19 protein-coding genes and 1 pseudogene are annotated in these 25,206 nt (G+C 71.8%); 4 read left to right on the forward strand and 16 right to left on the reverse strand.

The window, feature by feature from the left end; all coding sequences use genetic code 11:
* Window positions 1-411 (reverse strand): annotated as a pseudogene (locus HIR71_RS14680) (hypothetical protein); the annotation flags it as partial.
* A gap of 650 nt (window positions 412-1,061) precedes the next feature.
* Here HIR71_RS14680 and HIR71_RS14685 point away from each other — a divergent pair.
* The 4 genes from HIR71_RS14685 to HIR71_RS14700 all read left to right on the forward strand — a co-directional run bounded on the left by HIR71_RS14685 (window position 1,062) and on the right by HIR71_RS14700 (window position 5,169).
* Window positions 1,062-2,645 (forward strand): trypsin-like serine peptidase, encoded by a 1,584-nt coding sequence (locus HIR71_RS14685; RefSeq protein ID WP_169325818.1) that lies wholly within the window; start codon window positions 1,062-1,064, stop codon window positions 2,643-2,645.
* Between the two features lie 126 nt (window positions 2,646-2,771).
* Window positions 2,772-3,827 (forward strand): MvdC/MvdD family ATP grasp protein, encoded by a 1,056-nt coding sequence (locus tag HIR71_RS14690; protein WP_169325819.1) that lies wholly within the window; start codon window positions 2,772-2,774, stop codon window positions 3,825-3,827.
* A gap of 23 nt (window positions 3,828-3,850) precedes the next feature.
* The gene (gene ybaK / locus HIR71_RS14695; RefSeq protein WP_169325820.1) at window positions 3,851-4,357 is read left to right on the forward strand and encodes a Cys-tRNA(Pro) deacylase; all 507 of its coding nucleotides are present in this window, start codon (window positions 3,851-3,853) and stop codon (window positions 4,355-4,357) included.
* Window positions 4,358-4,449: 92 nt separating this feature from the next.
* Window positions 4,450-5,169, forward strand: coding sequence for a YggS family pyridoxal phosphate-dependent enzyme (locus HIR71_RS14700; RefSeq protein ID WP_169325821.1), 720 nt, complete (start codon window positions 4,450-4,452; stop codon window positions 5,167-5,169).
* 2 nt (window positions 5,170-5,171) lie between these two features.
* Here HIR71_RS14700 and HIR71_RS14705 read toward each other — a convergent pair whose 3' ends face one another.
* The 15 genes from HIR71_RS14705 to HIR71_RS14775 form a co-directional block, all read right to left on the reverse strand.
* Entirely contained in the window at window positions 5,172-6,221 is a 1,050-nt protein-coding gene (locus HIR71_RS14705) for a lipoyl protein ligase domain-containing protein (RefSeq protein ID WP_169325836.1), read from the reverse strand.
* A gap of 50 nt (window positions 6,222-6,271) precedes the next feature.
* The gene (cimA, locus tag HIR71_RS14710) at window positions 6,272-7,891 is read right to left on the reverse strand and encodes a citramalate synthase (protein WP_169325822.1); all 1,620 of its coding nucleotides are present in this window, start codon (window positions 7,889-7,891) and stop codon (window positions 6,272-6,274) included.
* 352 nt (window positions 7,892-8,243) lie between these two features.
* Window positions 8,244-9,374: a branched-chain amino acid aminotransferase gene (locus tag HIR71_RS14715; RefSeq protein ID WP_169325823.1), complete on the reverse strand. Its 1,131-nt coding sequence runs from the start codon at window positions 9,372-9,374 to the stop codon at window positions 8,244-8,246.
* A gap of 156 nt (window positions 9,375-9,530) precedes the next feature.
* On the reverse strand, window positions 9,531-10,601 hold the full coding sequence (locus HIR71_RS14720) for a 3-isopropylmalate dehydrogenase (protein WP_169325824.1): 1,071 nt from the start codon (window positions 10,599-10,601) through the stop codon (window positions 9,531-9,533).
* Between the two features lie 133 nt (window positions 10,602-10,734).
* Entirely contained in the window at window positions 10,735-11,763 is a 1,029-nt protein-coding gene (ilvC, locus tag HIR71_RS14725; RefSeq protein ID WP_169325825.1) for a ketol-acid reductoisomerase, read from the reverse strand.
* 45 nt (window positions 11,764-11,808) lie between these two features.
* Complete coding sequence (gene ilvN, locus HIR71_RS14730; RefSeq protein ID WP_169325826.1) at window positions 11,809-12,333, reverse strand: acetolactate synthase small subunit; 525 nt, start codon at window positions 12,331-12,333, stop codon at window positions 11,809-11,811.
* Window positions 12,334-12,342: 9 nt separating this feature from the next.
* Window positions 12,343-14,244 carry an acetolactate synthase large subunit gene (locus HIR71_RS14735; RefSeq protein ID WP_169325827.1) on the reverse strand — a complete coding sequence of 634 codons (1,902 nt, stop codon included), beginning with the start codon at window positions 14,242-14,244 and terminating at the stop codon, window positions 12,343-12,345.
* 277 nt (window positions 14,245-14,521) lie between these two features.
* Window positions 14,522-16,285 (reverse strand): alpha-glucosidase, encoded by a 1,764-nt coding sequence (locus HIR71_RS14740; RefSeq protein WP_169325828.1) that lies wholly within the window; start codon window positions 16,283-16,285, stop codon window positions 14,522-14,524.
* Window positions 16,286-16,315: 30 nt separating this feature from the next.
* The gene (locus tag HIR71_RS14745; RefSeq protein WP_169325829.1) at window positions 16,316-17,269 is read right to left on the reverse strand and encodes a carbohydrate ABC transporter permease; all 954 of its coding nucleotides are present in this window, start codon (window positions 17,267-17,269) and stop codon (window positions 16,316-16,318) included.
* Complete coding sequence (locus HIR71_RS14750) at window positions 17,269-18,216, reverse strand: carbohydrate ABC transporter permease (RefSeq protein WP_169325830.1); 948 nt, start codon at window positions 18,214-18,216, stop codon at window positions 17,269-17,271. The genes HIR71_RS14745 and HIR71_RS14750 overlap by 1 nt, the downstream gene beginning before the upstream one ends.
* Entirely contained in the window at window positions 18,216-19,484 is a 1,269-nt protein-coding gene (locus HIR71_RS14755; RefSeq protein ID WP_169325831.1) for an ABC transporter substrate-binding protein, read from the reverse strand. Before HIR71_RS14755 ends, HIR71_RS14750 begins: the two co-directional genes overlap by 1 nt.
* Window positions 19,485-19,535: 51 nt before the next feature.
* The gene (locus tag HIR71_RS14760; RefSeq protein ID WP_169325832.1) at window positions 19,536-21,710 is read right to left on the reverse strand and encodes an alpha-galactosidase; all 2,175 of its coding nucleotides are present in this window, start codon (window positions 21,708-21,710) and stop codon (window positions 19,536-19,538) included.
* A gap of 175 nt (window positions 21,711-21,885) precedes the next feature.
* Window positions 21,886-23,628: a dihydroxy-acid dehydratase gene (gene ilvD / locus HIR71_RS14765; RefSeq protein WP_169325833.1), complete on the reverse strand. Its 1,743-nt coding sequence runs from the start codon at window positions 23,626-23,628 to the stop codon at window positions 21,886-21,888.
* Window positions 23,629-23,690: 62 nt separating this feature from the next.
* On the reverse strand, window positions 23,691-24,362 hold the full coding sequence (locus tag HIR71_RS14770) for a 4a-hydroxytetrahydrobiopterin dehydratase (RefSeq protein ID WP_169325834.1): 672 nt from the start codon (window positions 24,360-24,362) through the stop codon (window positions 23,691-23,693).
* A gap of 50 nt (window positions 24,363-24,412) precedes the next feature.
* A complete protein-coding gene (locus tag HIR71_RS14775; RefSeq protein WP_311836309.1) occupies window positions 24,413-25,063 on the reverse strand; it encodes an NAD(P)-dependent oxidoreductase in 651 nt (216 codons plus the stop codon).
* Window positions 25,064-25,206: the final 143 nt, after the last annotated feature.

The raw sequence follows: 25,206 nt of genomic DNA on the forward strand, positions 1-25,206 counted from the left end.
CCGGGCGGCCACCTCGTCCGCCACGAACTCACCGAGGCGCCCGAGCTCGCGGCGACGAGCCAGCTCGGTGATCATCCGCGCCTGACGCGCCGCCACCCACGAGGTGATGCGTTCCCACCCCGCGATCACCTCCACCACCGCCGCCTCGTGCAGGTCAGCCGGCTCCAGGCCGTCCAGCAGACCCACCAGCTCCTGCCCCGGGAGCAGGCGATCCAGGGCCTCAGCCAGCGCGACCCCGGTCGGCACGGGGGCCTCGCCGCTCGCCTCGCCGCTCACCTCGACGCTCACCGTCGAGGGCAGGTGCGCCGCCCCCTCGATCAGCACACCCACGATCTGGCTGAAGATCACGTCCACGGACCGTGACGCCGACCGCCGGGCGTCGAGCATCGTCGTCGACCGCGCTTCCGCCACAGCGCCCGCCACCTCGCTCCCGTCGCTCACAAGCGCGCAATCTCGAACATGTGTTCGACCCTAGACGCAGGCACTGACACGACCCGGCCCCACGGCTTCGCGCACGACGACGAGGAGCGGCGACTGCCCCGCAGAGCGCCGGTAGCTGCCTACAGCAAGAAGGTGCCACGCGTGGCCGGTTTGCGGGCGTCCTCCGACGCCTCTCGTTCGCTGGCCGTCTCCTCGTGGCGACTGCCGCAGTGCGCCTCGCCGCGTTGGCCTTCAGGCCATCGAATCGGCCGTCCTGATCAGGTCCCAAGCATCGCTCTGGCGATCCTCGCGGCGAGATCACCGCGCGGAGGACGCCGAGGGCATCCGCCCCCAAAGTTGCGTCCCTGATAGTGGTGTGGCGCCGGAGCCGTGGTCGTCGTAGACGACGACGCGGTCACCGCGTGATCGTTCGAGTGAACGCCCGACGACCGCAATACACGTCACCGAGCAAGAGATCCTCGCCCTGGACCAGATCAACCACCGCCAGCCGAGCACCATCCAGCCGAGCACCATCCATCCGCGTGCGCTCTGAGCCCAAGGTATCCACGACACACCGTCCGGCACCTTCCTCGTGACCGCCGGGCGCCCGCCCGCGGCACACCCTGCCCCCAGGGGGAGACATGCCCACCAAGAAGCGCACGGAGACGACCACCTCGGCCGACGCCGCACCGACGACCCGCTCGTCGAACCGTCTCGACCCCCGCCTCTTCGACCCGATGTTCGTGGCGCCGGCCGACCTCATCCCGGTCCCTGAGCTCGCCGAGGGCAAGGCGGGGGACGCCTACTCCCGCATCCTCGAGTCCATCTGCGGCGTGGCCGACGACAGCCAGCCGGTCGAGCAGTACGACGGCACGCTGGGCGTCAGCCAGGCGTTCGTCGACAACCACCAGTCCGCCGTCGCGCAGGTCCAGTGGAACGACAACCTGGCGTCGATCTACGACAACCCCGGCAACGTGAACGACGTGCGCTGGGGCTCGGGCACGATGATCAGCGCGGACCTCTTCCTCACCTGTGGCCACCTGTTCGACCAGACGGGCAACGGCTGGACCCGGCCGACGGTCAACGGGACCAGCACGACGATCTCCCCGCAGGAGATCGCGACCAACATGCACCTGAACTTCAACTTCCAGGTGGACCCCGGCGGCACCCTCCGCGCGGAGGTGAGGTTCCCGATCACGGAGCTCATCGAGTACCGCCTCGGCGGGATCGACATGGCGGTCTGCCGCATCGGAGGCTCCCCCGGGAGCACCTACGGCACCACCCAGGTCGCGACGGCCGACGTCGCCGTCGGCGCGATGCTGGCCATCATCGGGCACCCCAACGGCCAGCCCAAGCGCATCGAAGCAGGCCCCGCCACGGACCTCCAGCCCGGGCGCCTGCTCTACAACGACATCGACACCCTCGGCGGCAACTCCGGTTCCGGCATCCTCGGCCCGGCGGGCACCATCGTGGGCGTCCACACCAACGGCGGCTGCAACGCCTCGGGCACCGGCTCGAACTTCGGCGTGCCGATCATGACGATCCGCAACGTCTCGCCGACGCTGCAGAACCTCGTGACGAGCCCGATCGCCGACGCGATCGCGACGTCGCCGAGCGTCGACCTGATCACGAACCCGACGTCGGACACCGTCTCCTTCCTCGACAACGTCGCCACGTTGCACTGGCTCGACACCGCGTCGTGGGCGGACACGATCCAGACCCGGCCCTGGCTCGACACCAGCTTCTTCATCGACAACATCGCGACCAGGCCGTGGGCCGACTTCGGCGGCGGCGGGACCGGCCCGGTGGCCGACTCCCTCCAGGAGGTCATCGATCCCGGCATCGACCCGGTCATCAACCCCGTGATCAACCCCGTGATCAACCCGGTGATCCCGGTGTTCCCGGGTTTCCGGGGCACGGGTCGGGGCGCCGCGCCCGTCGCGGAGGGCGCCGGGCTGCGCCCGTTCGCGCTCCAGGGCGGGCACCGGTTCCCGGGCGCCGAGGCGATGTACGCGGGCGCCGGAGCGGCACAGGGCCCGGGACAGGCCCCTGCACAGGGTCAGGCCCAGGGTCCGCAGTCGCGTGAGGCCTACGAGGCCGCTCTCGCGCAGTACGAGCAGGCCCTCGAGTCGCTCGGGGCACAGCTCACCGCGGCCCAGGAGGAGTACCGCCAGGTCTACACGGAGTACGTGCAGACCTTCGGCGGCGGGTCCGCGGGCGCCTGAGCGCCCGCGCTTCCGGGCGGTGTGCCGCGCGCGGCGGCACAGCGTCGACGACGCGGCACACCACCCGCCACCGTCGCACCCTGCGTCCCCCACCCCTGCTCGCCCCTGCACGCACCGGGAGATCCCATGATCGGCATCATCGCCGGCAAGTCCGACGTCCACGCCGCCGGCGTCGCGGCCCAGCTCCGCGCGCTCGGGTCGGAGCCCGTGCTCCTCGACACCGGCCACGTGCCCACGCAGGTCCGGGTCACGAGCCGCCACTCGGTCGAGGAACCGTGGCGAGCCACGTGGGTCGAGCCGGGTGACTCCGGTGAGGTCGTGACCGACCTGACCGCCTTGCGCGCGGTGTGGTGGCGTCGGCCGCAGCACCACGAGCTCCACCCCGAGCTCACCACCGAGGCGGACCGCAGGTTCGCCTACCAGGAGGTCGACGCGGCGGTGCGGGGGATCTGGTCGTGCACCGACGCCGTCTGGGTGAACGACCCGGACCGGGACCTCGCCGGCTCGCGCAAGCTGCACCAGCTCAAGGTCGCGGCCGAGCTCGGTCTGCGGATCCCGCGCACGTGCGCGACGACGGACCCCGCGCAGGCGCGCGCCTTCCTCGCCGCGGAGCCGGCGGGCGCGATCTACAAGCCGTTCCTCGGCACGGAGGAGGCGTGGGCGGAGACCCGACTGGTCGAGGCCGTCGACGTCGCGAACCTCGGCCACCTCCGGTTCGCTCCGGTGATCTTCCAGGAGCTCGTCCCGGGCGGGCTCGACATCCGGGTGACCGTGGTGGGCCGCGACGTGCACGCAGCCGAGATCCGGGCGCACGAGTCCTCGTACGAGTTCGACTTCCGGATGGACCAGGCGCACGCGTCGATCCACCGCCACGAGCTGCCCGGACCGCTCGTGGACCGGCTGCACGCGCTGATGGACCGCTTCGGGCTGCTCTACGGGGCGATCGACCTGCGCCGCGCCCCGGACGGCGACTACGTGTTTCTCGAGGTCAACCCCGCCGGCCAGTTCCTGTTCGTCGAGTACGCCACCGGCCAGCCGATCACGGGGTCGATGGCGCGGCTGCTGCAGTCGCTCGACCGCGGCGACGGCGTCCCGGCACCTGTCCTCCCGGCAGCCCGCGGGTCACGTTCGGTCGCCGGGTCGGACGGCACGCGCGCGAGTCACCGGGCACCGCTCCGCTGACTGCTGTGCCCTACCGTGGCGCCGTGGCCAGGAAGTCGTCCAGAGGACCGTCGACGGGTGGGACACCGGCGCTCGTCGCGCTCGCGGCCGCCGGGGTCGAGCACGCGGTGCACCCGTACGAGCACGATCCGGCGAGCGGCCTGAGCTACGGGCTGGAGGCGGCGGCGGTGCTCGGCGTCGCGCCCGAGCGGGTGCTCAAGACCCTGGTGGCGAGCGTCGACGGGACCCTGACGGTGGCGGTCGTCCCCGTCGCGGGGCAGCTCGACCTCAAGGCGCTCGCCCAGGCCGTCGGCGGCAAGAAGGCCGCGCTCGCGGACCAGCCGGCCGCCGAGCGGGCGACGGGCTACGTCGTCGGCGGCATCTCCCCGCTCGGCCAGCGGCAGCGGCTCCGGACGGTCGTCGACTCCTCGGCGCACGACCATCGCACCGTCTTCGTGTCGGGCGGTCGGCGAGGCCTCGACGTCGAGCTGTCACCAGCCGACCTGATCCGGCTCACCGACGCGATGGTCGCACCGATCGGGCGGGCGTAGGGCGCCACGACCTCCCGTGCCACGTCCGGTTCGGCCCGCACCGACCACCGCGTCGGTCTGTCCTCCGCGCCGTGCCGCTAGGGTGCGGCCCCATGACCGACGACGACGGCGCGCGCCGTGCGAGCATCGCCGTCCGCCTCGCAGCGGTCCGCGGGCGCATCGCGCGCGCTGAGGAAGCCGCGGGCCGGGGACCCGGCTCGGTGCGACTCCTGCTCGCGACGAAGATTCAGCCCGTCGAGCTCGTGCGCGCAGCCGTCGCGGCGGGCGCCGACCTCGTGGGCGAGAACCGGGTGCAGGAGCTGGTCGCGAAGGGCCCCGACCTCGCCGACCGCGACGTGGAGGTCCATCTCATCGGCCACCTCCAGGCCAACAAGGTCAACCAGGCGCTGCGCTGGGCGACGTGCGTCGAGAGCGTCGACTCCCTGGCCCTCGCCCGGAGGCTCTCGCAGCGCTGCGAGGCGGCGGACCGCGACCTCGATGTGCTGGTGCAGGTCAACGTGTCCGGTGAGACGACCAAGTTCGGCGTCGTGCCGGGCGACGCCGAGGCGCTCGCCGTCGTCGTCGCCGCCCTCCCCCGGCTCCGTCTGCGGGGGTTCATGACGATCGGCGCCCGCTCGACGGACGAGGGCGTCGTCCGCGCAGGCTTCGCGCGCCTGCGCGAGGTGCGCGACGCCGTCGTCGGCTCGCGAGCACCCGGGACCGCCGGGGCGACCGGGCTGTCGATGGGGATGAGCGGTGACCTCGAGCTCGCCGTGGCGGAGGGGTCGACGATCGTGCGTATCGGCACGGCGGTGTTCGGCGCACGCGGCTGAGGTCACGGCACGCGGGCGAGCCACTCCTGGGTCCCGAACTTGGTGCGGACGAGCTCCTCCGCGCACGCGACCTCCTCGGGCCGCAGCGCACCGTCGGTCGTGGCGTAACGCGCGCGGAAGTGCGCCTTGAACGCCTCGATGACGTCGGCCCGCGGGAGCCCCGTCTGCGAGCGCACCGGGTCGACGCGCTTCTGCGCGCTCGTCGTGCCCTTGTCCGAGAGCTTCTCGCGCCCGATCCGCAGCACCTCGAGCATCTTGTCGGCGTCGATGTCGTACGCCATCGTCACGTGGTGGAGCACCGCCCCGCCGACGAGGCGCTTCTGCGCGGCCCCGGCGATCTTGCCGGCGGGCGAGGCGATGTCGTTGAGCCCCGCGTAGGTCGCCCTGACCCCGACGTCGCCCAGCGCCCCGAGCACCCAGTCGTCGAGGAACGCGTACGACTGCTCGAAGCTCAGGCCGTCCACCAACGACGTGGGCACGACGAGCGAGAACGTGATGCAGTTCCCGGCCTCCATGAACATCGCGCCGCCGCCCGAGATGCGCCGGACGACGGTGATCCCGTGCCGTGCCGCGCCCTCGGGGTCGACCTCGTTGCGCAGGGACTGGAACGAGCCGATGACGACCGCGGGCTCGACCCACTCCCAGAACCGCAGCGTCGGCCCCCGGCGCCCGGCGGCGAGCTCCTCGGCGAGCACCTGGTCGAGCGCGGCGTGCAGGGCCGGCGGCTGCGGGTCCTCGTGGATCAGCTCGAAGGTGTGGTCCTGCCAGCCCGTCGCGTGGCCCAGGGCACGACGCACGGCGATGGCGACCGCCTCCGGGCTGAACCCGACCATCGCGACCGCGTCGTCGAGCGTCGCCTCGAGCGCGGCCGTGAGCTGCGCGACCTTGGCGTCCGTCGGCGCCCCGACCAGCGCGCGGTTGAACCGCTCGAGCGCGTCGTCGGGCTCGAGGAAGAAGTCGCCGCTGATCGCGACGGACGCGAGGAGACCGTCCGCGACCTCGACGTCGACGGCGACCAGCTTGCCGCCGGGGACCTTGTACTCGCCCCGCAGCAGCGCGGGACCGGACGCGTCTGGGCTCACCCGGTCACCCTAGACCGGCGTCAGCGCCGCTCCACGCCCGCGCGCAGCAGGCCGTAGACGATCGAGTCCACGATGGCCTCCCACGACGCCTCGATGATGTTGGGCCCGACGCCGACCGTGCGCCAGGTCGTCTCCGCACCGGTGTCCATGGTCTCGACGAGCACGCGCGTGATCGCGTCGGTGCCGTGCATCGTGTCCATGATCCGCACCTTGAAGTCGATCAGCTCGAAGCGGGCGATCTCGGGGTACGTCGCGCGCAGCGCCTGACGCAGCGCGTGGTCGAGGGCGTTGACCGGACCGTTCCCCTCACCGGTCGCGATCTGCCGCACGCCGCCCGCCGCCAGCTTGACGGTCGCCTCGGCGTTGGCCAGGTCCGGCGCGCCGGGCACGGTCTCGACGATCACGCGCCAGCTCTCGACGTCGAAGTAGGTGAGGCGCTCGCCGTCGACCTCCTCGCGCAGGAGCAGCTCGAACGAGGCGTCCGCCGCGTCGTACGTGTAGCCCTGCGCCTCCGCGTCCTTGACCCGGGTGGTGACGCGGCCCAGCAGCTCGCCCTGCCCGGCGAGGTCGAAGCCGAGCTCGCGGCCCTTGAGCTCGATCGACGCGCGCCCCGCCATGTCGGAGATCAGCATGCGCATGTCGTTGCCGACGCGAAGCGGGTCGATGTGCTGGTAGAGGTCGGGGTCGACCTTGATCGCGCTCGCGTGGAGCCCCGCCTTGTGCGCGAACGCGCTCGCGCCGATGTACGGCTGCCGCGCGAACGGGCTGATGTTCGTGATCTCGCTGATCGCGTGCGCGATCCGGGTCGCCTCGCGGAGCCCGCCGGCGCCAGCGAGCAGGTCGCGTCCCTCCTTGAGCTCGAGGTTCGCGACGACGGCGATGAGGTCGGCGTTGCCCGTCCGCTCGCCATAGCCGTTGACCGTGCCCTGGACATGGTCGGCACCCGCGCCGACCGCGGCGAGCGAGTTCGCCACGGCGCACCCCGAGTCGTTGTGCGCGTGGATGCCGAGGCGCGGCCCGTGCCCCAGCGCGGCGTGCACCTCCCCGACGATCTGCGCGACGCCGTCGGGCAGCATGCCGCCGTTCGTGTCGCACAGCGTGACGACCTCGGCGCCGGCCGCGAAGGCCGCGGCGACGGCCTCGAGGCCGTACGCGGGGTCGTACCGGTACCCGTCGAAGAAGTGCTCGGCGTCGAGCACGACCCGTCGGCCTTCGCTCACGAGGAACGTCACCGTGTCCGTGATCATCGCCAGGTTCTCGGCCCCCGTGGTGCGCAACGCGCGCTCGACGTGCCGGATGTCGCTCTTGGCGACCAGCGTGACCACCGGCGCCTGCGAGTCGAGCAGCGCACGCACCTGCGGGTCGTCCCACGCCCGGGAGTCGGCACGTCGCGTGGCCCCGAACGCGGCGAGCAGGGCGTTGGTGAGCGTGAGCTCCTTGGCCGCGCGCGCGAAGAACTCGGTGTCCTTGGGGATCGCGCCCGGCCAGCCACCCTCGATGAACCCGACGCCCAGCTCGTCGAGGAGCGGGGCGATCGCGAGCTTGTCGGCGACCGAGAGGTTCATGCCCTCCTGCTGCGCGCCGTCGCGCAGGGTCGTGTCGTAGACGTCGAACGCGTGCTTGAGGTGGTCGCTGGTCACTGTGAGCTCTCTCCGGGCTGCTGCTGCGGGCGTGCGTCGATCGCATCCTGCTGGGAGGTGGGACGGCCGGTGGGGGTGGTACCGGCGGGCGATCGACGGCGTCGACGGGCGGGGGTGGTGCCCGGCAACAAAAAGACCCCCCGAGGGTGCGGGAGGTCTGCGCGTTCGGCGGTGTGTGCCGAACGCGCTACACGATGATGAGCTGGTACTGCGTCACACCGGAGATCATGCCACACGGTCCGCCTGGCGAGAACGGCGTCCGGCATCCGGGACGCGCCCCGTGCGGCGCGGCGCCCGCACTCCCCGGCCGATGAGCCGGAGGGTGCGGACGTCCCCGCCCTCGGTGCCGCCGTCACATCAGCCGCTGGAGCCATCCGTGGCGGTCGACCGCACGGCCGTACTGGATGTCCGTGAGCTCAGCGCGGACCCGGGTCGTGACCGCGCCAGGACCGCCGTCGCCCACCGTGAGGTCGAAGCCCTCGCCCGCGAGCCGGCCGATCGGCGTGACGACCGCCGCGGTGCCGCACGCGAAGACCTCGACGATCGAGCCGTCCCGCAGGCCCGTCGTGAGCTCGCTCAGCAGGATCCGCCGCTCGGCGACCTCGTGACCCGCGTCGGTCAGCAGACGGATGATCGACGAGCGCGTGACGCCCTCGAGGATCGACCCGGTCAGCGCGGGTGTCGAGACGCGGCCGTCCGCGTGCACGACGAAGACGTTCATGCCGCCGAGCTCCTCGAGCGTCGTGCTCGTCGCGGCGTCGAGGAAGCACACCTGGTCGCAGCCCTTGGCGTACGCCTCCTGCTGCGGGAGCAGGCTCGCGGCGTAGTTCCCGCCGCACTTGGCGTTGCCGGTGCCGCCGGGTCCCGCCCGGTGGTAGTCCTCGGCGACCCAGATGGAGACGGGTGCCACCCCGCCGGCGAAGTACGGGCCGACAGGTGAGGCGATCACGAGGAACTCCGCCTCGAGGGTGGGACGCACGCCGAGGAACTTCTCCGACGCGTACATGAAGGGGCGCAGGTACAGGCTCGTCTCCTCGCCCGTGGGGATCCACGCGGCGTCGGTGCGCACGAGCGCGGCGATCGCGCCGAGGAAGTCCTCCTGCGGCAGCTCGGGCAGGGCGAGCCGCCGCGCCGAGGCCGCGAACCGGGCGGCGTTGGCCTCGGGCCGGAAGGTCCACACGGAGCCGTCCGGGTGCCGGTAGGCCTTGAGCCCCTCGAAGATCTCCTGCCCGTAGTGCAGGACCGCTGTCGCCGGGTCGAGCAGGAGCGGGCCGTACTTCTCGACGCGACGGTCGTGCCAGCCGTCGGTCGAGGTCCAGCGGACCCGTGCCATGTGGTCGGTGAAGACGGTGCCGAACCGGGGATGGGCGAGGGCGGCCGCGCGCTCCGCGTCGGGCGCGGGGGCGTCGGTGCGACGCAGCTCGAAGGCGTCGGCTGCGCGGGTCACGGACTCGGTGTCACCGAGATCGGGGGTCGTGGTCATGTCACAGGGGCCTTTCACCAAGGAGGACGAGAACGACGGTACCTGTGGTGACGGCCGGGAAGGCAGGGGGCGAGCGGGTCACCCCGCGGTCCCGAAGGCGCGGGTCACCCCGCGGTCCCGAAGGCGCGGGTCACCCCGCGGCCCCGAAGGCGCGGGTCACCCCGCGACGCGCGCGGCGAGCTCCTTGCCGATCTCGGCCGTCGACCGTACTCGCCCGGACAGCACGGGGCGCTCGGCGAGGTCCGCGGCGACCGCCGCCTGCACGCGCGCCGCAGCGTCCGGCATGCCCACGTGCTCGAGCAGCAGCGCGACGGAGAGCACGGTCGCCGTCGGGTCGGCCTTCCCCTGACCCGCGATGTCGGGAGCCGAGCCGTGGACCGGCTCGAACATCGACGGCGCGACGTGCTTGCCGTTCGCGTCGCGGTCCGGGTTGATGTTGGCCGAGGCGGCGAGCCCGATGCCTCCGGTGATCGCCGCGGCGAGATCGGTCAGGATGTCGCCGAACAGGTTGTCGGTGACGATCACGTCGAACCGCGACGGGTTCGTCACGAGGTAGATCGTCGCGGCGTCGACGTGCATGTACTCCACCGTGACGTCCGGGTACTCGGCGTTGACGGCGTCCACCGTCCGGCGCCACAGGTGGCCGGCGTGCACGAGCACGTTGTGCTTGTGCACGAGGCTGATCTTCTTGCGCGGGCGCACGGCGGCGCGGGCGAACGCGTCGCGAACGACCCGCTCGATCCCGAAGGCGGTGTTGACGCTCACCTCGGTCGCGACCTCGTGCGGCGTCCCGACGCGGATCGCGCCGCCGTTGCCGACGTACGGGCCCTCGGTCCCCTCGCGGACGACGACGAAGTCGACCTCGCCCGGGTTCGCGAGCGGCGAGGCGACCCCCGGGTAGAGCCGCCCGGGGCGCAGGTTGACGTAGTGGTCGAGCGTGAACCGGAGCCGCAGCAGGAGCTCGCGCTCGAGCACGCCCGACGGCACGCTCGGGTCGCCGATGGCGCCCAGCAGGATCGCGTCGTGCGTGCGGATCGCCTCGAGGTCCGCCTCGGTGAGGGTGTCACCCGTCGCGTGGTAGCGGGCCGCGCCGAGGTTGAAGTCGGCGGTCCGCACCGTCACGTCCTCGCCGGCAAGCGCCGCGTCGAGCACGAGGAGGCCCTGCTCCACGACCTCGATCCCGATGCCGTCGCCGGGGATCACTGCCAGGTCGAGGGTGCGCGTCATGAGCGATGACCCTAGTGGGTTGATCCCACTCTTCGGACACTCATCTCACATGGCAGACGCACACGAGGTGGGTCGTCGCCGCCGGAACCGGCTGGCGACGACCCACCTCGGGTCGAACGGGTGGGGCAGCGGTTCAGCGCCCCGCGGAGCCCTCGACGTAGTCGGACTCCGACGGCTTGACCCAGGCGAAGAGCTTGCGCAGGTCGCGACCGGTCGCCTCGATCGGGTGCGCCTCGCCCTTGGCGCGGAGCTCGGTGAACTCGGGCGCCCCGGCGTCCTGGTCCTCGATGAACCGCTGGGCGAAGGCGCCGTTCTGGATGTCCGCGAGCACCGCCTTCATGTTCTCCTTGACGCGCGGGTCGATGACGCGCGGCCCGGACACGTAGTCGCCGTACTCGGCGGTGTCGGAGACGCTCCAGCGCTGCTTGGCGATGCCGCCCTCGTACATGAGGTCGACGATGAGCTTGAGCTCGTGCAGCACCTCGAAGTAGGCGACCTCGGGCTGGTAGCCGGCCTCGGTCAGCGTCTCGAAGCCGTACTGGACGAGCTGCGACGCGCCGCCGCACAGCACGGCCTGCTCGCCGAACAGGTCGGTCTCGGTCTCCTCCGTGAACGTCGTCCTGATGCCGGCCGCACGCAGCCCGCCGATCGCCTTGGCGTAGGAGAGCGCGAGGTCCCATGCGCTGCCGCTCGCGTCCTGCTCGACCGCGACGATCACCGGGACGCCCCGGCCGTCGACGTACTCACGGCGCACCAGGTGGCCCGGACCCTTCGGGGCGACCATGAGGACGTCCACGCCCGCGGGCGGCGTGATGTAGCCGAACCGGATGTTGAAGCCGTGCCCGAAGACGAGCGCGGCGCCGTCGGCGAGGTTCGGCGCGATCTCGTCGCGGTAGACGTGGCGCTGGACCTGGTCAGGCGCGAGCACGACGACGACGTCGGCCTCCGTGGTCGCGTCGGCGACCGACAGGACGCGCAGGCCCTCGTTCTCGGCCTTGGCGATCGACGAGCTGCCCTCGCGGAGCCCGACGCGGACGTCGACGCCCGAGTCGCGCAGGTTGAGCGCGTGCGCGTGGCCCTGGCTCCCGTAGCCGATGACGGCCACCTTGCGGCCCTGGATGATGGACAGGTCGGCGTCGTCGTCGTAGAACAGCTCTGCCACGGTGGATCTCCTCGTGTGAATCGGCATTCGGTGGAAACTCAGGGCTCAGGCGCTGCGGCTGACCCGTTCGAGCGCGCGGTCCGTGATCGAGCGCGAGCCGCGCCCGATCGCGACCGTGCCGGACTGGACGATCTCACGGACCCCGTAGGGCTCCAGCGCGGCGAGCAGGGCGTCGAGCTTCTCGGGCCCGCCGGTCGCCTCGATGGTCACGGCGTCGGGCACGACGTCCACGACGTGCGCCCGGAACAGCTCGACGACCTCGAGGACCCCGCTGCGCTGGCCGGCCTCGGCGCGGACCTTGACGAGCAGCAGCTCGCGCTGGACCGAGACCTGCGGCTCGAGCTCGACGATCTTGATGACGTTGACGAGCTTGTTGAGCTGCTTGGTCACCTGCTCGAGCGGGAGCGCGTCCGCGTTGACCACGACCGTGATCCGCGAGATCTCCTCGTGCTCCGTGGGGCCCACCGCGAGCGAGTGGATGTTGAACGCCCGGCGCGCGAACAGCCCGGCGACGCGCGTGAGCACGCCGGGCTTGTTCTCGACCAGGACGGAGAGCGTGTGCCTGCTCATGGTGTCCCCTCAGTCCTCACGGTCCCACGCCGGGGAGATGCCCCGGGCGTACTGGACCTCGTCGTTGCTGACCCCGGCCGCGACCATCGGCCACACCATCGCGTCGCGCGAGACGGTGAAGTCGACGACGACGGGCTGGTCGTCGATCTCCATGGCCCGCTTGATCGTCGCGTCGACGTCCCCCAGCGACTCGCAGCGCAGCCCGACGGCGCCGTACGCGTCGGCGAGCTTGACGAAGTCGGGGATCCTCGCGGTGTCGTGGCCAGTGTGGAGATCGGTGTTCGAGTACCGCTCGTCGTAGAACAGCGTCTGCCACTGGCGGACCATGCCGAGGGACGAGTTGTTGATCACCGCCACCTTGATCGGGATGTCGTTGATCGTGCAGGTGGCGAGCTCCTGGTTGGTCATCTGGAAGCAGCCGTCGCCGTCGATCGCCCAGACGGTCCGGTCGGGCTCGCCGACCTTCGCACCCATGGCCGCCGGTACGGCGTAGCCCATGGTCCCCAGGCCACCCGAGTTGAGCCACGAGTTCGGGCGCTCGTACCGGATGAACTGGGAGGCCCACATCTGGTGCTGGCCCACTCCCGCGACGAAGATCGACTCGGGCCCCGAGATCTCGCCGATGCGGGAGATGACGTGCTGCGGCGACAGGTGGCCGTCCTCCGGCTCGGTGAAGCCGAGCGGGAACGTCTCGCGCCAGTCGTCGATCTGACGCCACCAGCCCTCGAGGTCGGGCCTGCCGTGCTGGGCGTGCTCGCGTTCGAGCTCGGGCAGCAGGTCGGCCAGGATCTCCTTGAGGTCGCCCACGATCGGGACGTCCGCCGTACGGTTCTTCCCGATCTCGGCCGGGTCGATGTCCGCGTGCACGACCGTCGCGTTCGGCGCGAAGCTCGACAGCTTGCCCGTGACGCGGTCGTCGAACCGGGCGCCGAGCGCGATGATCAGGTCCGCCTTCTGCAGCGCCGCGACCGCCGGCACGGTGCCGTGCATGCCCGGCATCCCGAGGTGCTGCGGGTGCGAGTCGGGCAACGCGCCGCGTGCCATCAGCGTCGTGACCGCGGGCGCGCCCGAGGCGTCGACGAGTCGGCGCAGCTGGGCCGCGGCGCCGGAGCGCATGACCCCGCCGCCGACGTACAGCACCGGCTTGCGCGCGGTCGCGAGCAGCCGCGCGGCCTCGCGGATCTGCTTGGCGTGGGGCTTGGTCACGGGGTGGTAGCCCGGCAGGTTGAGCTGCTGCGGCCACGAGAACGTCGTCTGCATCTGCATCGCCGACTTCGCGATGTCGACGAGCACGGGGCCGGGACGCCCGGTCGACGCGATGTGGAACGCCTCGGCGATGACGCGCGGGATCTCGGCCGGGTCGGTCACGAGGAAGTTGTGCTTGGTGATCGGGAGCGTGATGCCGACGATGTCGGCCTCCTGGAACGCGTCGGTGCCGATCATCGCGGCGCCGACCTGACCGGTGATGGCGACCATCGGGATCGAGTCGATGTTGGCGTCGGCGATCGGGGTTACGAGGTTCGTGGCACCGGGTCCGGAGGTCGCCATGCAGACGCCGACCCGGCCGGTCGCGTGGGCGTAGCCCGACGCCGCGTGACCTCCGCCCTGCTCGTGCCGGACGAGGATGTGCCGCACGCGCTCGGAGTCCATCAGCGGGTCGTAGACCGGGAGGATCGCGCCGCCCGGGATGCCGAAGACGACCTCGACGCCGACCTCCTCGAGCGACCGGACGACGGACTGCGCTCCCGTGACCTGCTCGGGCCCGATCGAGGCCGGACCGGTGACGGAGGCGAGCGCGGCGGTGCGGCCGCCGCCGGAGGCGCCTGCTCCGCCCGAGCCGCTCGCACCGGCCTTGGCGTGACCGGACGCGCTCGTGCTGCGCGGCGGCGCCGGGTGTGGACCCTGGCCCATCGTTGTCTCCCTGGCTGCGGTGGCGTGGAACGTCGACGACATGAAAAAACCCCTCGACCCCGAACGGGGCTGGACGAGGGGTGAGCGCGCTGACGAGACCTGACGAGAGGGCCTCAGCCGGCGCGCCCGAGAAGTACTACGAGGAGGATCGTCTGCACCCGACGCACAGTACGCCGCGCTCCGGTCGAAGTCACGCCACACCCAGGCTGTCTCACATCATGGTTCACGTGACCACCACACGGACCGCCGAACGGGGCACCCGGCGTCGTGCGGCGCCTCAGCGGATCCGCCGGCGGTACACCCGCGCCTCCCACGGCCCGAGCGGGACGGCGACGCCGCGCGCGGGCCCGGCGTCGTCGTCGGCTCCCGCGTTGTGCAGCACCAGCTCGGCGTCCGCCCAGGCGGTGGTCACCGCCTCCCCCACCGGCACCGCCTGCTCGGCGCCCGTGAAGTTGCCCAGCACCAGGAGCTCGGTCCCGCCGAGGCGCCGCGTGAACGCGTAGACGGCCTCGTCGTGCGGGGCGAGCATCGCGAAGTCGCCCAGCGCGACGGCCGGCTCGGTGTGACGCAGCTCGATCAGCCGGCGGTAGTGGTGGAGGACCGACCGAGGGTCGTCCCGCTGGGCCGCGGCGTTCACCGTGACGTGATTGGGGTTCACCTCGATCCACGGTTCACCCGTGGTGAACCCGGCATGGCGCGACGCGTCCCACTGGACGGGCGTGCGGGCGTTGTCGCGGCTCATCGTCCGGAGCCCCGCGAGCACGACCTCCTCGGTCGCCAGCCCGTGCGCGAGCGCCTCGGCGTGGTGGTTGACGGACTCGATGTCGCGGTACTGGTCGATCCGCTCGAAGTGCGCGTTCGTCATCCCGAGCTCCTCGCCCTGGTAGACGTACGGCGTCCCGCGGTGCAGGTGGAGCACGGTGGCGAGCATCGTGGCCGAGCGGACCCGGTGCTCGCCGTCGTCGCCCCAGCGCGAGACGATGCGCGGCTGGTCGTGGTTGTCCCAGTAGAGGCTGTTCCAGCCGACGTCGGCCAGCCCGGCCTGCCACCGGCCGAACGACGCCTTGAGATCGGTGAGCCGCAACGGCTGCGCGTCCCACTTGGTCGCGCCGTGGTCGAGGCCCACGTGCTCGAACTGGAACACCATGTCGACCTCACCGCGCGTCGGGTCGGTGAACAGGCGCGCCTGCTCGACCGTCACCCCGGGCATCTCCCCCACCGTGAGCAGCCGGTCGGGGCGACCGGCGAGCACCTCGCGGTGCATCTCCTGGAGGTACTCGTGGATCCGCGGACCGTAGAAGTAGTGCAGACCGCCGTCGCCGTACAGGGCGCCGTCCCGGACGACGCCGTCCGGCAGGCTCCCGTCGGGGTTGAGCTCCTTGGAGATGAAGTTGATGACGTCCATGCGGAACCCGTCGACGCCACGGTCGAGCCACCACCGCATCATCGCGTGCACGGCGGCCCGGACCTCGGGGTTCTCCCAGTTCAGGTCGGGCTGCTTGCGCGAGAAGATGTGCAGGTAGTACTCGCCCGTCGCCGGGTCGAGCTCCCACGCCGGCCCCGAGAACGCCGAGCCCCAGTTCGTCGGCTCGGCGCCCGGCGCACCCGGCTCCATGTGCGACCGCGCGGGACGCCACCAGTACCAGTCGCGCTTCGGGTTGTCCCGCGACGACCGGGACTCCACGAACCACGGGTGCTCGTCGGAGGTGTGGTTGACGACGAGGTCCATCACCAGCTTCATGCCGCGGGCGTGGACCGCCTCGAGCAGCGCGTCGAAGTCCTCGAGCGTCCCGAACGTGGGGTCGATGTCGTGGTAGTTCGAGATGTCGTAGCCGCCGTCGTCCTGCGGCGACGGGTAGACGGGCGACAGCCACACGACGTCGACGCCGAGCGCCTCGAGGTGGTCGAGGCGCGACGCGATCCCCCGCAGGTCGCCGATCCCGTCACCGTCGGAGTCGGCGAAGCTGCGGGGGTAGACCTGGTAGACGACGGCGCTCGTCCACCAGGGGGCGTCGTCGGGCGGCGCGTCGGCTCCGCTCACGTGGTTGCTCCGCTCATCGGACGGTGTGGCTCACTTGATGGCACCCCGCGTCACGCCGGAGATGACCCAGCGCTGGGAGACGACGTACACGATGAGCAACGGTGCCATGACCATGAGGTAGGAGGCGAAGGCGACGGTGTAGTTGGTCGTGAACTGGCTCTGGAACTGGAACTGCACGAGCGGCAGCGTTGCTCCGCGCGGGTCGGAGACGATGATCAGCGGCAGCAGGAAGTCGTTCCAGACCCACAGGCACGTGAGGATCCCCACGGTGGCGTTCATCGGGGTCAGCAGCGGGAAGATGATCCGCCAGAACACGGTCCACGTGCTGGCGCCGTCGACGACGGCTGCCTCCTCGAGCTCGCGCGGGATCGAGTTGATGTAGGCCACGAAGATGAAGATGTTGAACGACAGCCCGTAGACGACGTACAGCAGGATCAGGCCGACCTGGTTGTCCAGCCCCAGCAGTGCCGTCTGCTTCGCGACCGGGAGCATGAGGATCGGGAACGGGACGAAGAGCGCCGAGACGAAGAAGTAGAACAGCCCCTTGAACAGGCGCCGGTGCATGTTCCGGGCGATGGCGTACGCGACCATCGAGTTCGACAGCAGTGTCAGCACGACCGCCGCCACCGTGATCGCGGCGCTGTTGAGCGCACTGCGTGGGTAGTTCGTGAGCCGCCACGCCTCGGCGAAGTTGCCCCAGGCGAACTCGGTCGGGAGCGCGAACCCTGTGCCGCCCAGCTGGTCCTGGGTCTTGAGCGCGGTCACGACCGTGAAGTACAGGGGGATGAAGATCGTCAGGCTCAGGACGATGAGCAGCACGGTCAGCCACCAGTTCACGCCGCGGCCGTCGCCCTCGTCACGGCCGCGCGTGCGCCGGCGCCGGGACGGTGCCCCGGGCACGGCGGGACCGTCGGGATCCCGGCCGGTGGCGGGTCGCGGGGGCGCGGCGATCGTGTTCGGACCGCTGACAGGTGTGGTCGACATCAGAGTGACACCTCTCTGCGCTGCAGCACGCGGAGCTGGAACGCGGCGAACGCGATGATGACGATCATGAAGATCGTGGCGTTGGCGAGCTGGTAGCCGTACTCCCCGCCCTGGAACCCGCCCTTGAAGATCAGCACGCTGACCGACTCCGTGGAGGTCCCGGGACCACCGTTGGTCAGCGCGAGCACGTGGTCGAACACCTGCAGGAAGTTCTTGAGCGCCAGCACCATGTTGATCGTGAAGAAGCCGGCGATCATCGGGAACGTGATGCTCGTGAACTGCCGCCAGGCGCTCGCCCCGTCGAGCGAGCCGGCCTCGTAGAGCTCCTGCGGCACGGTCTGGAGTCCCGCGATGTAGATGATGATGTTGAACGCGGTGGCCTGCCAGACGGCGAGGATGACGATCCCGACCCACGCGAGCTGCGGGTCCGCCAGGATCGACGTGGACAGGCGGTCGATGCCGAGCGCGGTCGCCAGGGCCGGGACGGCCCCGGCGAACAGGTACTGGAACACGTACCCGATGACCAGCACCGAGAGCACGTTGGGGATGAAGTAGACACCTCGCAGCGTGTTCTTCCACTTGATGCGTCCGTTGAGCCACACGGCGATGGTGAGCGCGAGGGCGTTCACCAGGACCGTGGCGATGATCGCGAACCGGAACGTGAACCAGTACGCCGACATCACGCGTGGGTCGCCGAACAGCGCGGTGTAGTTCGACAGCCCCACGAAGCTCCAGTCCCCGTACCCGGGTGAGTCCGTGAGGCTGTAGAACACGCCCTGCAGCACCGGGATCGTGTGGAACACGAGGAACAGCACGACGGCGGGCAGCACCATCCAGTAGAAGGTCCGCGCCGTCTGGTTCTCCTTCAGCCGCCCGCCCTTGGCCGCGCTCCCGGCCGCTCGTCCGGTCGCGCGGTCCGCAGGACCACGCGCCGCGGTCGTGGCCATCAGGAGCTCACCGCCCCGACGCCCCAGGTCCGACGCTGCGCCACGCGGTCCCAGCTGTCGTCGAGCCCGCCGAGGAAGGCGTCGACATCCTTGTCGATGAGGAACTGCTGGAGCAGCGGCCCGAGCGGGATGGCGGGGATGAACTGGTGGTCGGTGAAGCCCACGATGCGCTCGGAGTCGATGTAGGGCTGGACCCCCGCGAGGGCGGGGTCCGGGTTGCTCGCCCCTTCGAGCGCGGGGATGGCGACCTGCTCCTCTGCGTACGCCTGGACCACGTCGGGCTGCATGAGGAACTCGATGAAGCGCCGGCTCGCCTCCGGGTAGGCGCCGTTCGCCCCCGCGGTGATCAGCACGTCGACCCCCGACACGAGCGTGGTCGCGTCTGGGTCGTCGGTCGCCGGCAGCGCGAAGCTGCCGACCTCGAAGTCCGGCTCGAAGCTCCGGATCTGCGGGACGGCGTAGCTGCCGAGCAGGAGCATCGCGGACTCGCCGTCGGCGAAGGCCACCGTGCCCTCCTGGTACCCGAAGGCCGCCGGGTTGGGCTGCGTGTACTCGAACAGCTCGGCCTCCTTCTCGGCCGCCTCACGCCACCCCTCGGCGAACGTCGTCCGGTCCGCGAACCGGTTCTCGAAGAAGTCCTCCGGGGCCGTCTGCGCCGTGAGCGGGGCGAGCGGTGACTGCGCCGTCCACGGGTCGGCGAGCATCGCGTAGAACGGCGTGATGCCCGCCTGCTCGAAGGACTCGGCGAGCCCGATGAGCTCGTCCCAGGTCTGCGGGATCTCGGCGCCCTGTCCGGCGAAGACCTCGGTGTTGTAGAGGACGCCGCTCGCGTTGGCTGCGAACGGGATGCCGTTGACGGCGCCGGGCTCGCCCGCCCCGAGGTTGCGGACCACGTCGAGGTAGCCCTCGTTGACGCCCTCGAGCAGCGCGCCGTCCGCGAACCGGGTGAAGTCCGCGAACACGCCCGCCGATGCCAGCTCGCCGAAGGTGGCGTTGCCGTTGAGCGTGAGGACGTCGGGGACGTCGTTCTTGACGAGCCGGGCCCGCAGGGCGGACTCGGGGTCGGGCACGTTGTCCACGATCACGCGGATGTCGGGGTTCGCCTCCTCGAACTGTGCGGCGAGGTCCTCGAAGTAGGCGACCGCCTCGGGCTTGAACTGGAAGAAGGTGATGGTGGTCTTGTCGCCGCCCCCGGCGCACGCGGCCAGGGACATCGAGAGGACCCCGACGACGAGGCAGGCGCCGGTGCGGACGATGCGTCTGTCCATGAGCGGACCTTCCGGGCTGGTGGCCGTGCGGGAGGTGACGTCGGCCGTCGATCAGCGGGGTGCCGCGACGGGTCCGAGCCGTCGCGCGTGCAGCAGGACGCTGCGTTCGGGGTGGAGGACGGGGGCGCGCACGCCGAGCAGGGACAGCGCCCGTCCGGGCGCGCGCACGCCCGTCTCCCACCACGCGAGCGGGGACTGCCCGTTCCCCGCGATCCGGTCCCCCGGCGGCAGCGGGCGGACCTCGTACACCCCGCCCGGGTCGAGCCCGGGCAGCGTGACGCGCCCCGGCGGGTACGTGACGCTCGTCGCGAGCCGGGTGAGCCAGAAGACCGCCTCGCCGCCGTCGTCGGCAACCACGCCGCGCACGCGGACCGCCGGGTCCGGGTGGTCGCCGTGCACGACGACGCCCGTGTGCAGCAGCGCCCGGTGCGTGCGGTAGGCGGTGACCCACCCTGCGAGCCGGGCCCGCTCCTCGTCGGTCGCGGTCGTGACGTCCCACTCGATGCCGAGGTGGCCGGCCAGGGCCCCGGCCGCGCGGAAGTCGAGGGAGTGCGTGCGGCCGGTCGTGTGCGAGACCGGGCTGCCGACGTGCGCCCCGATGAGCTCGGGCGGCAGGAGCAGCTCGGTCCACCGCTGGATCTGCTCGCGCTCGAGCGGGTCGATGCAGTCGCTCGCCCACACGCGGTCGGTGAGCTCGAGGATCCCGAGGTCGACCCGGGCACCACCGGAGGCGCACGACTCGATCTCGATCCCCGGGTGCCGGCGTCGGAGCTCGGCCAGGAGGTCGTAGAGCGCGAGGGTCTGCCGGCGCACACCGGGGGTCCCGCGCGGGCCGTGACCCGCGTCCACCAGGTCGCGGTTGTGGTCCCACTTGACGTACGCCACGTCGTACTCGGTCAGCAGCGCGTCGAGCCGCTCGAGCACGTACGCCGCGGCCTCGGGCCGGCCGAGGTCGAGCACCTGCTGCTGCCGGACGCTCGGCGGCAGACGTCGGCCGGTCGCGAGCACCCAGTCCGGGTGCGCCCGGAACAGGTCCGAGTCGGGGTTGACCATCTCGGGCTCGAACCAGAGCCCGAACTCCATGCCGAGACCGCGCACGTGCGAGACGAGCGGCTCGAGGCCGTCGGCCCACACCTCGGGGTCGACGAACCAGTCGCCGAGCCCCGCGGTGTCGTCGCGGCGGCGCGCGAACCAGCCGTCGTCGAGCACGAAGCGCTCGACGCCGAGCCCGGCCGCCACGTCGGCGATCGCACGGAGCCGGTCGAGGTCGTGGTCGAAGTAGACGGCCTCCCACACGTTGAGCGTGACGGGACGTGGACGACGAGGGTGGTGCGGCCGGGCGCGAAGGTACCGGTGGAACCGGTTCGCGAGCTCGTCGAGCCCGTCGCCGTGCGAGCCGAGGACCCACGGCGAGACGTAGCTCTCCCCCGGCCCGAGGCGGCACTCGCCGGCCAGCAGCAGCTCACCCGCGGCGAGGAACGAGCCGCCCTCGACGGTCCGTTCGGCGAGCAGCCGCTGGTTGCCGCTCCACGCCAGGTGGATGCCCCACACCGAGCCGGAACGCGCCGCGAACCCCGTCTCCCCCGCGACGAGGACCAGCGCGGAGTCGGCGCCCGGGCGGCCGCGCCGCCCCTCGCGCAGGTGCGTGCCGACGTTCCACGGCTGCCGCTGGGGCGAGCGCTCCCGCAGGTGCCGGCCCGTGAGGTCGAGCAGCTCGGTGGCGCGCTCGGGCACCGGGAACGTCGCCAGGACACCGGTGAGCTCGTAAGCGTCCGGCCCGTCGTTGCGCACCGTGGCGCGCTGGCGCACGAGGCCCGACGGCGTGACCTCGAGCTCGAGCGTGACGTCGAGCCCGGCGACCGCATCGGCCGCCTCGACGACCACGCCGGTACCGGTGGCGTCCACGAGCACGTGGTGCGGCTCGAGCCGCACCGAGAAGGCGGCGCCGTCGCGGTGCCCCGTCAGGCCGGGCGTGCCGAGCCAGCCCCGTGCCTGCTCGGGGAGGAGGGCGAACGGCGCCGGCTCGTCGAGCCCGCCCGACACACGCTGCGGGCGCTGGGCGTCGACCAGGGACACGAGGTCTGCGTCGTCGATCGGGCCGAGGTCAGCACCCCAGTAGGCGAGGCGGGGAAGCTCGTCACCGCGGGCGTCGAGCAGGACCGTGGTGCCGCCCGCGCGCAGGTGAAGGACGTCGGCGTCCGTGGATCGTGATGCCGTGCCGGACATGCGGCCCCCTCGCCACCTGGCCGTCGCCCCGGTCGTCGCGGGGCCACTCGGTCCACGATAGGCCGACGGCCCCGATCCCGCGCGAGCGGTTCCGGGGCCGTCGGGCGGGTTGCTGCACCCGTCAGATCAGCACAGCGTGTCAGATCAGCACAGCGTGTCAGATCAGCACAGCGTGTCAGATCAGCACAGCGCCCTTCGACGCCGACTGCACGAGCTTCGCGTACTTCGCGAGCACGCCCCGGGTGTAGGTCGGGGGCAGCGGGGCCCAGCCGGCCGTGCGCGCCTCGAGCTCGGCGTCGTCCACGAGGAGGTCGAGCGTGGCGTTCGCGACGTCGAGCCGGATGCGGTCGCCGTCGCGCACGAAGGCGATCGGGCCGGCGTCGACGGCCTCGGGCGCGACGTGGCCGACGCACAGGCCGGTGGTGCCGCCCGAGAACCGGCCGTCGGTCAGGAGCAGCACGTCCTTGCCGAGGCCGGCGCCCTTGATGGCCCCCGTGATCGCGAGCATCTCGCGCATCCCGGGGCCACCCTTCGGGCCCTCGTACCGGATCACCACGACGTCACCGGCCTGGATCGTGCCGTCCTCGAGCGCGTCCATGGCCGCGCGCTCCCGCTCGAACACCCGCGCCGTGCCCTCGAAGACGTCCTCGTCGAACCCGGCGGACTTCACGACGGCGCCCTCGGGCGCGAGCGAGCCCTTGAGGATCGTGATGCCGCCGGTCTTGTGGATCGGGTTGTCGAGAGCGCGCAGGATCTTGCCGTCGGGGTCCGGCGGGTTCACGTCCGCGAGGTTCTCGGCGACGGTCTTGCCGGTCACCGTCAGGCAGTCGCCGTGCAGCAGCCCGGCGTCGAGCAGCGCCTTCATGATCACCGGCACGCCGCCGATCTTGTCGACGTCGTGCATGACGTAGCGGCCGAAGGGCTTGAGGTCGCCGAGGTGCGGGACCTTGGCGGCGACGCGCGAGAAGTCGTCGAGCGTCAGGTCGACCTCGGCCTCGTGCGCGATCGCGAGCAGGTGGAGCACCGCGTTCGTCGAGCCGCCGAAGGCCATGACCACGGCGATGGCGTTCTCGAACGCCTCCTTCGTCATGATCTGGCGCGCGGTGATCCCCTGGCGGAGCAGGTTGACCACGGCCTCGCCCGACTTGGCGGCGAAGTTGTCGCGACGGCGGTCGGCCGACGGCGGGGCGGCCGAGCCGGGCAGCGACATGCCGATCGCCTCGGCGACCGACGCCATCGTGTTGGCGGTGTACATGCCGCCGCACGCGCCCTCGCCGGGACAGATCGCCCGCTCGATCCGGTCGACGTCCTCCCTGCTCATGAGCCCCCGGGAGCAGGCGCCGACCGCCTCGAAGGCGTCGATGATCGTGACGTCCTTCTCCGTGCCGTCCGAGAGCGTGACGAACCCGGGCATGATCGAGCCCGCGTAGAGGAAGACCGACGCGAGGTCCAGCCGCGCCGCCGCCATGAGCATGCCCGGCAGCGACTTGTCGCACCCGGCCAGCAGCACCGAGCCGTCGAGCCGCTCCGCCTGCATCACGGTCTCGACGCTGTCCGCGATGACGTCGCGCGAGACGAGCGAGAAGTGCATGCCCTCGTGGCCCATCGAGATGCCGTCGGACACCGAGATGGTGCCGAACTCGAGCGGGTACCCGCCGCCCGCGTGCACGCCGTTCTTGACCGCCTTCGCGAGCCGGTCGAGGGACAGGTTGCAGGGCGTGATCTCGTTCCACGAGCTCGCGACGCCGATCTGCGGCTTGACCCAGTCCTCGTCCCCCATGCCGACGGCGCGCAGCATGCCGCGCGACGCGGTCGCCTCCAGGCCGTCGGTGACGGTCCTGCTGCGGGGCTTGATGTCCGGGGCGCCGTCGGCCCCCGTCGCGGTGGTTCCTGCCGTGGGGTCCGTCGTCGCGGTCATGCCGGGAGTCTAGGACCGCATCATCCGGTGACCGCCAGGAGGGTCGCCAGGCGAGAAGACGTCTACTGCTCGCGTGCCTGCCAGGTGCACACGCACGCCTCGTTGCCCTCGGCGTCGGCCAGCACCCAGAACGCGGGCGCGCGTCGGTCGGAGACGAGGCGACCACCCGCCGCGAGCGCGGCGGCGACCCGCTCCGGGGCGACGTCGTGCGGCACGGAGACGTCGAGGTGGATCCGGTTGCGCTGCGGCCGAGGCGCATCCATCTGCTGGAACCAGACGGCCGGGCCGATGCCGTCCGGGTCGACGAGCGCGGGTGCCGTGCCGCTGTCGGGGAGCGTCTCGTCGCGGTAGCCGAGCACGGCCCGCCAGAACGGCACGACGGCGGGGACGTCGAGCGCGTCGATCGCGATCTCGACGGTCCGCGGCCGTCCGGGCTCGCCCGGGACGCCGAGCTCGTCCGCGATCGCGGTGATCGCCGCGGCCAGGTCGACGTCGCGGCGGGTCAGTCCCCCGGCGTCGTGCGTGGTGAGGGCGATCGCGACCCGGGGGTACCGCAGGTCCACGTCGGGGTGGTGGTCGGCCGCCTCCGCCGCCTCGGCGACACGGCGGACCAGCTCGACGCCACGCTCGAACGACCCGGTCCGGAAGCTGGCGAGGAGCCGGCCGTGCACCACGCGCCAGTGCCGGGCGTCGACGGCACCCTGCGCTACCTCGTACCTCAGCGTCTCGGCCATCCGCCCACTGTGGCACCGGGTGCCGACCGCGCGCCACGACACGACCCGGCTCACGTGCGTGCGACGACGTGGGCCGGGTCCTCGCCGCGCGCGAGCCGCTCGAGCTGCGCCTGGACCAGGTCGACGAACCGGCTGTGCGTCGCTGTCGTGTGACCGCCCTCGTGCGGGGTGATGAGGACGCCGGGCGCGCGCCACAACGGGTGGTCGGGCGGCAGCGGCTCGGGATCGGTCACGTCGAGCGCGGCTCGCAGCCGGCCGGACCCGAGCTCGACCAGGAGGGCGGCCGTGTCGACGATCCTGCCGCGCGCGACGTTCACCAGGAGGGCGCCGTCGGGCAGGCGCGCGAGGAAGTCGGCGTCGACCAGCCGCTCCGTCTCGGGGGTGAGCGGCACGATGACGATCACGACGTCGACCGTGGGCAGGAGCGCCGGTAGCTCGTCGACGCCGTGGACCTGGACGCCGTCCACGGTGCGACCCGTCCGTGCCACCCGGACCAGGTCGACGCGGAACGGCTCGAGCCGCGCCGTGATGGCCGTGCCGATCGAGCCCTGGCCGAGCACGAGCACCCGTCGGTCCGCGAGCGACCGGCGCCTGCGCGTCGCCCACACGCCGTCCGCCTGCTGACGGACGTAGTCGTCCAGCCCCCGCAGGGACGCGAGCACCAGCCCGACGGCGAGCTCGGCGGTCTCGTCGTCGTGCACCCCCCGGCCGTTGCTGAGCCTCGATCCACCGATGGGCCGTGGCTCGCTCGTTGATCTGGGCCGGGACGGCGGTGGTGGTTCTCGGGTGTGTGGTGTTCGCCGGTCTGCCCGGCTTTTCCACTGATGGTCCTTGGTCGTAGGCG

The sequence above is a fragment of the Cellulomonas fimi genome (assembly GCF_012952065.1).
Classification (GTDB): Bacteria; Actinomycetota; Actinomycetes; order Actinomycetales; family Cellulomonadaceae; genus Pengzhenrongella; species Pengzhenrongella fimi_A.

What these genes read in the sequence shown, in the direction of transcription:
- HIR71_RS14685 (WP_169325818.1), top strand. Translation starts at nt 1,062, where the DNA reads ATGCCCACCAAGAAGCGCACGGAGACGACCACCTCGGCCGACGCCGCA.
- HIR71_RS14690 (WP_169325819.1), top strand. Translation starts at nt 2,772, where the DNA reads ATGATCGGCATCATCGCCGGCAAGTCCGACGTCCACGCCGCCGGCGTC.
- HIR71_RS14700 (WP_169325821.1), top strand. Translation starts at nt 4,450, where the DNA reads ATGACCGACGACGACGGCGCGCGCCGTGCGAGCATCGCCGTCCGCCTC.
- HIR71_RS14715 (WP_169325823.1), bottom strand. Translation starts at nt 9,374, where the DNA reads ATGACCACGACCCCCGATCTCGGTGACACCGAGTCCGTGACCCGCGCA.
- HIR71_RS14720 (WP_169325824.1), bottom strand. Translation starts at nt 10,601, where the DNA reads ATGACGCGCACCCTCGACCTGGCAGTGATCCCCGGCGACGGCATCGGG.
- ilvN (WP_169325826.1), bottom strand. Translation starts at nt 12,333, where the DNA reads ATGAGCAGGCACACGCTCTCCGTCCTGGTCGAGAACAAGCCCGGCGTG.
- HIR71_RS14735 (WP_169325827.1), bottom strand. Translation starts at nt 14,244, where the DNA reads ATGGGCCAGGGTCCACACCCGGCGCCGCCGCGCAGCACGAGCGCGTCC.
- HIR71_RS14745 (WP_169325829.1), bottom strand. Translation starts at nt 17,269, where the DNA reads ATGTCGACCACACCTGTCAGCGGTCCGAACACGATCGCCGCGCCCCCG.
- HIR71_RS14750 (WP_169325830.1), bottom strand. Translation starts at nt 18,216, where the DNA reads ATGGCCACGACCGCGGCGCGTGGTCCTGCGGACCGCGCGACCGGACGA.
- HIR71_RS14755 (WP_169325831.1), bottom strand. Translation starts at nt 19,484, where the DNA reads ATGGACAGACGCATCGTCCGCACCGGCGCCTGCCTCGTCGTCGGGGTC.
- HIR71_RS14760 (WP_169325832.1), bottom strand. Translation starts at nt 21,710, where the DNA reads ATGTCCGGCACGGCATCACGATCCACGGACGCCGACGTCCTTCACCTG.
- ilvD (WP_169325833.1), bottom strand. Translation starts at nt 23,628, where the DNA reads ATGACCGCGACGACGGACCCCACGGCAGGAACCACCGCGACGGGGGCC.
- HIR71_RS14770 (WP_169325834.1), bottom strand. Translation starts at nt 24,362, where the DNA reads ATGGCCGAGACGCTGAGGTACGAGGTAGCGCAGGGTGCCGTCGACGCC.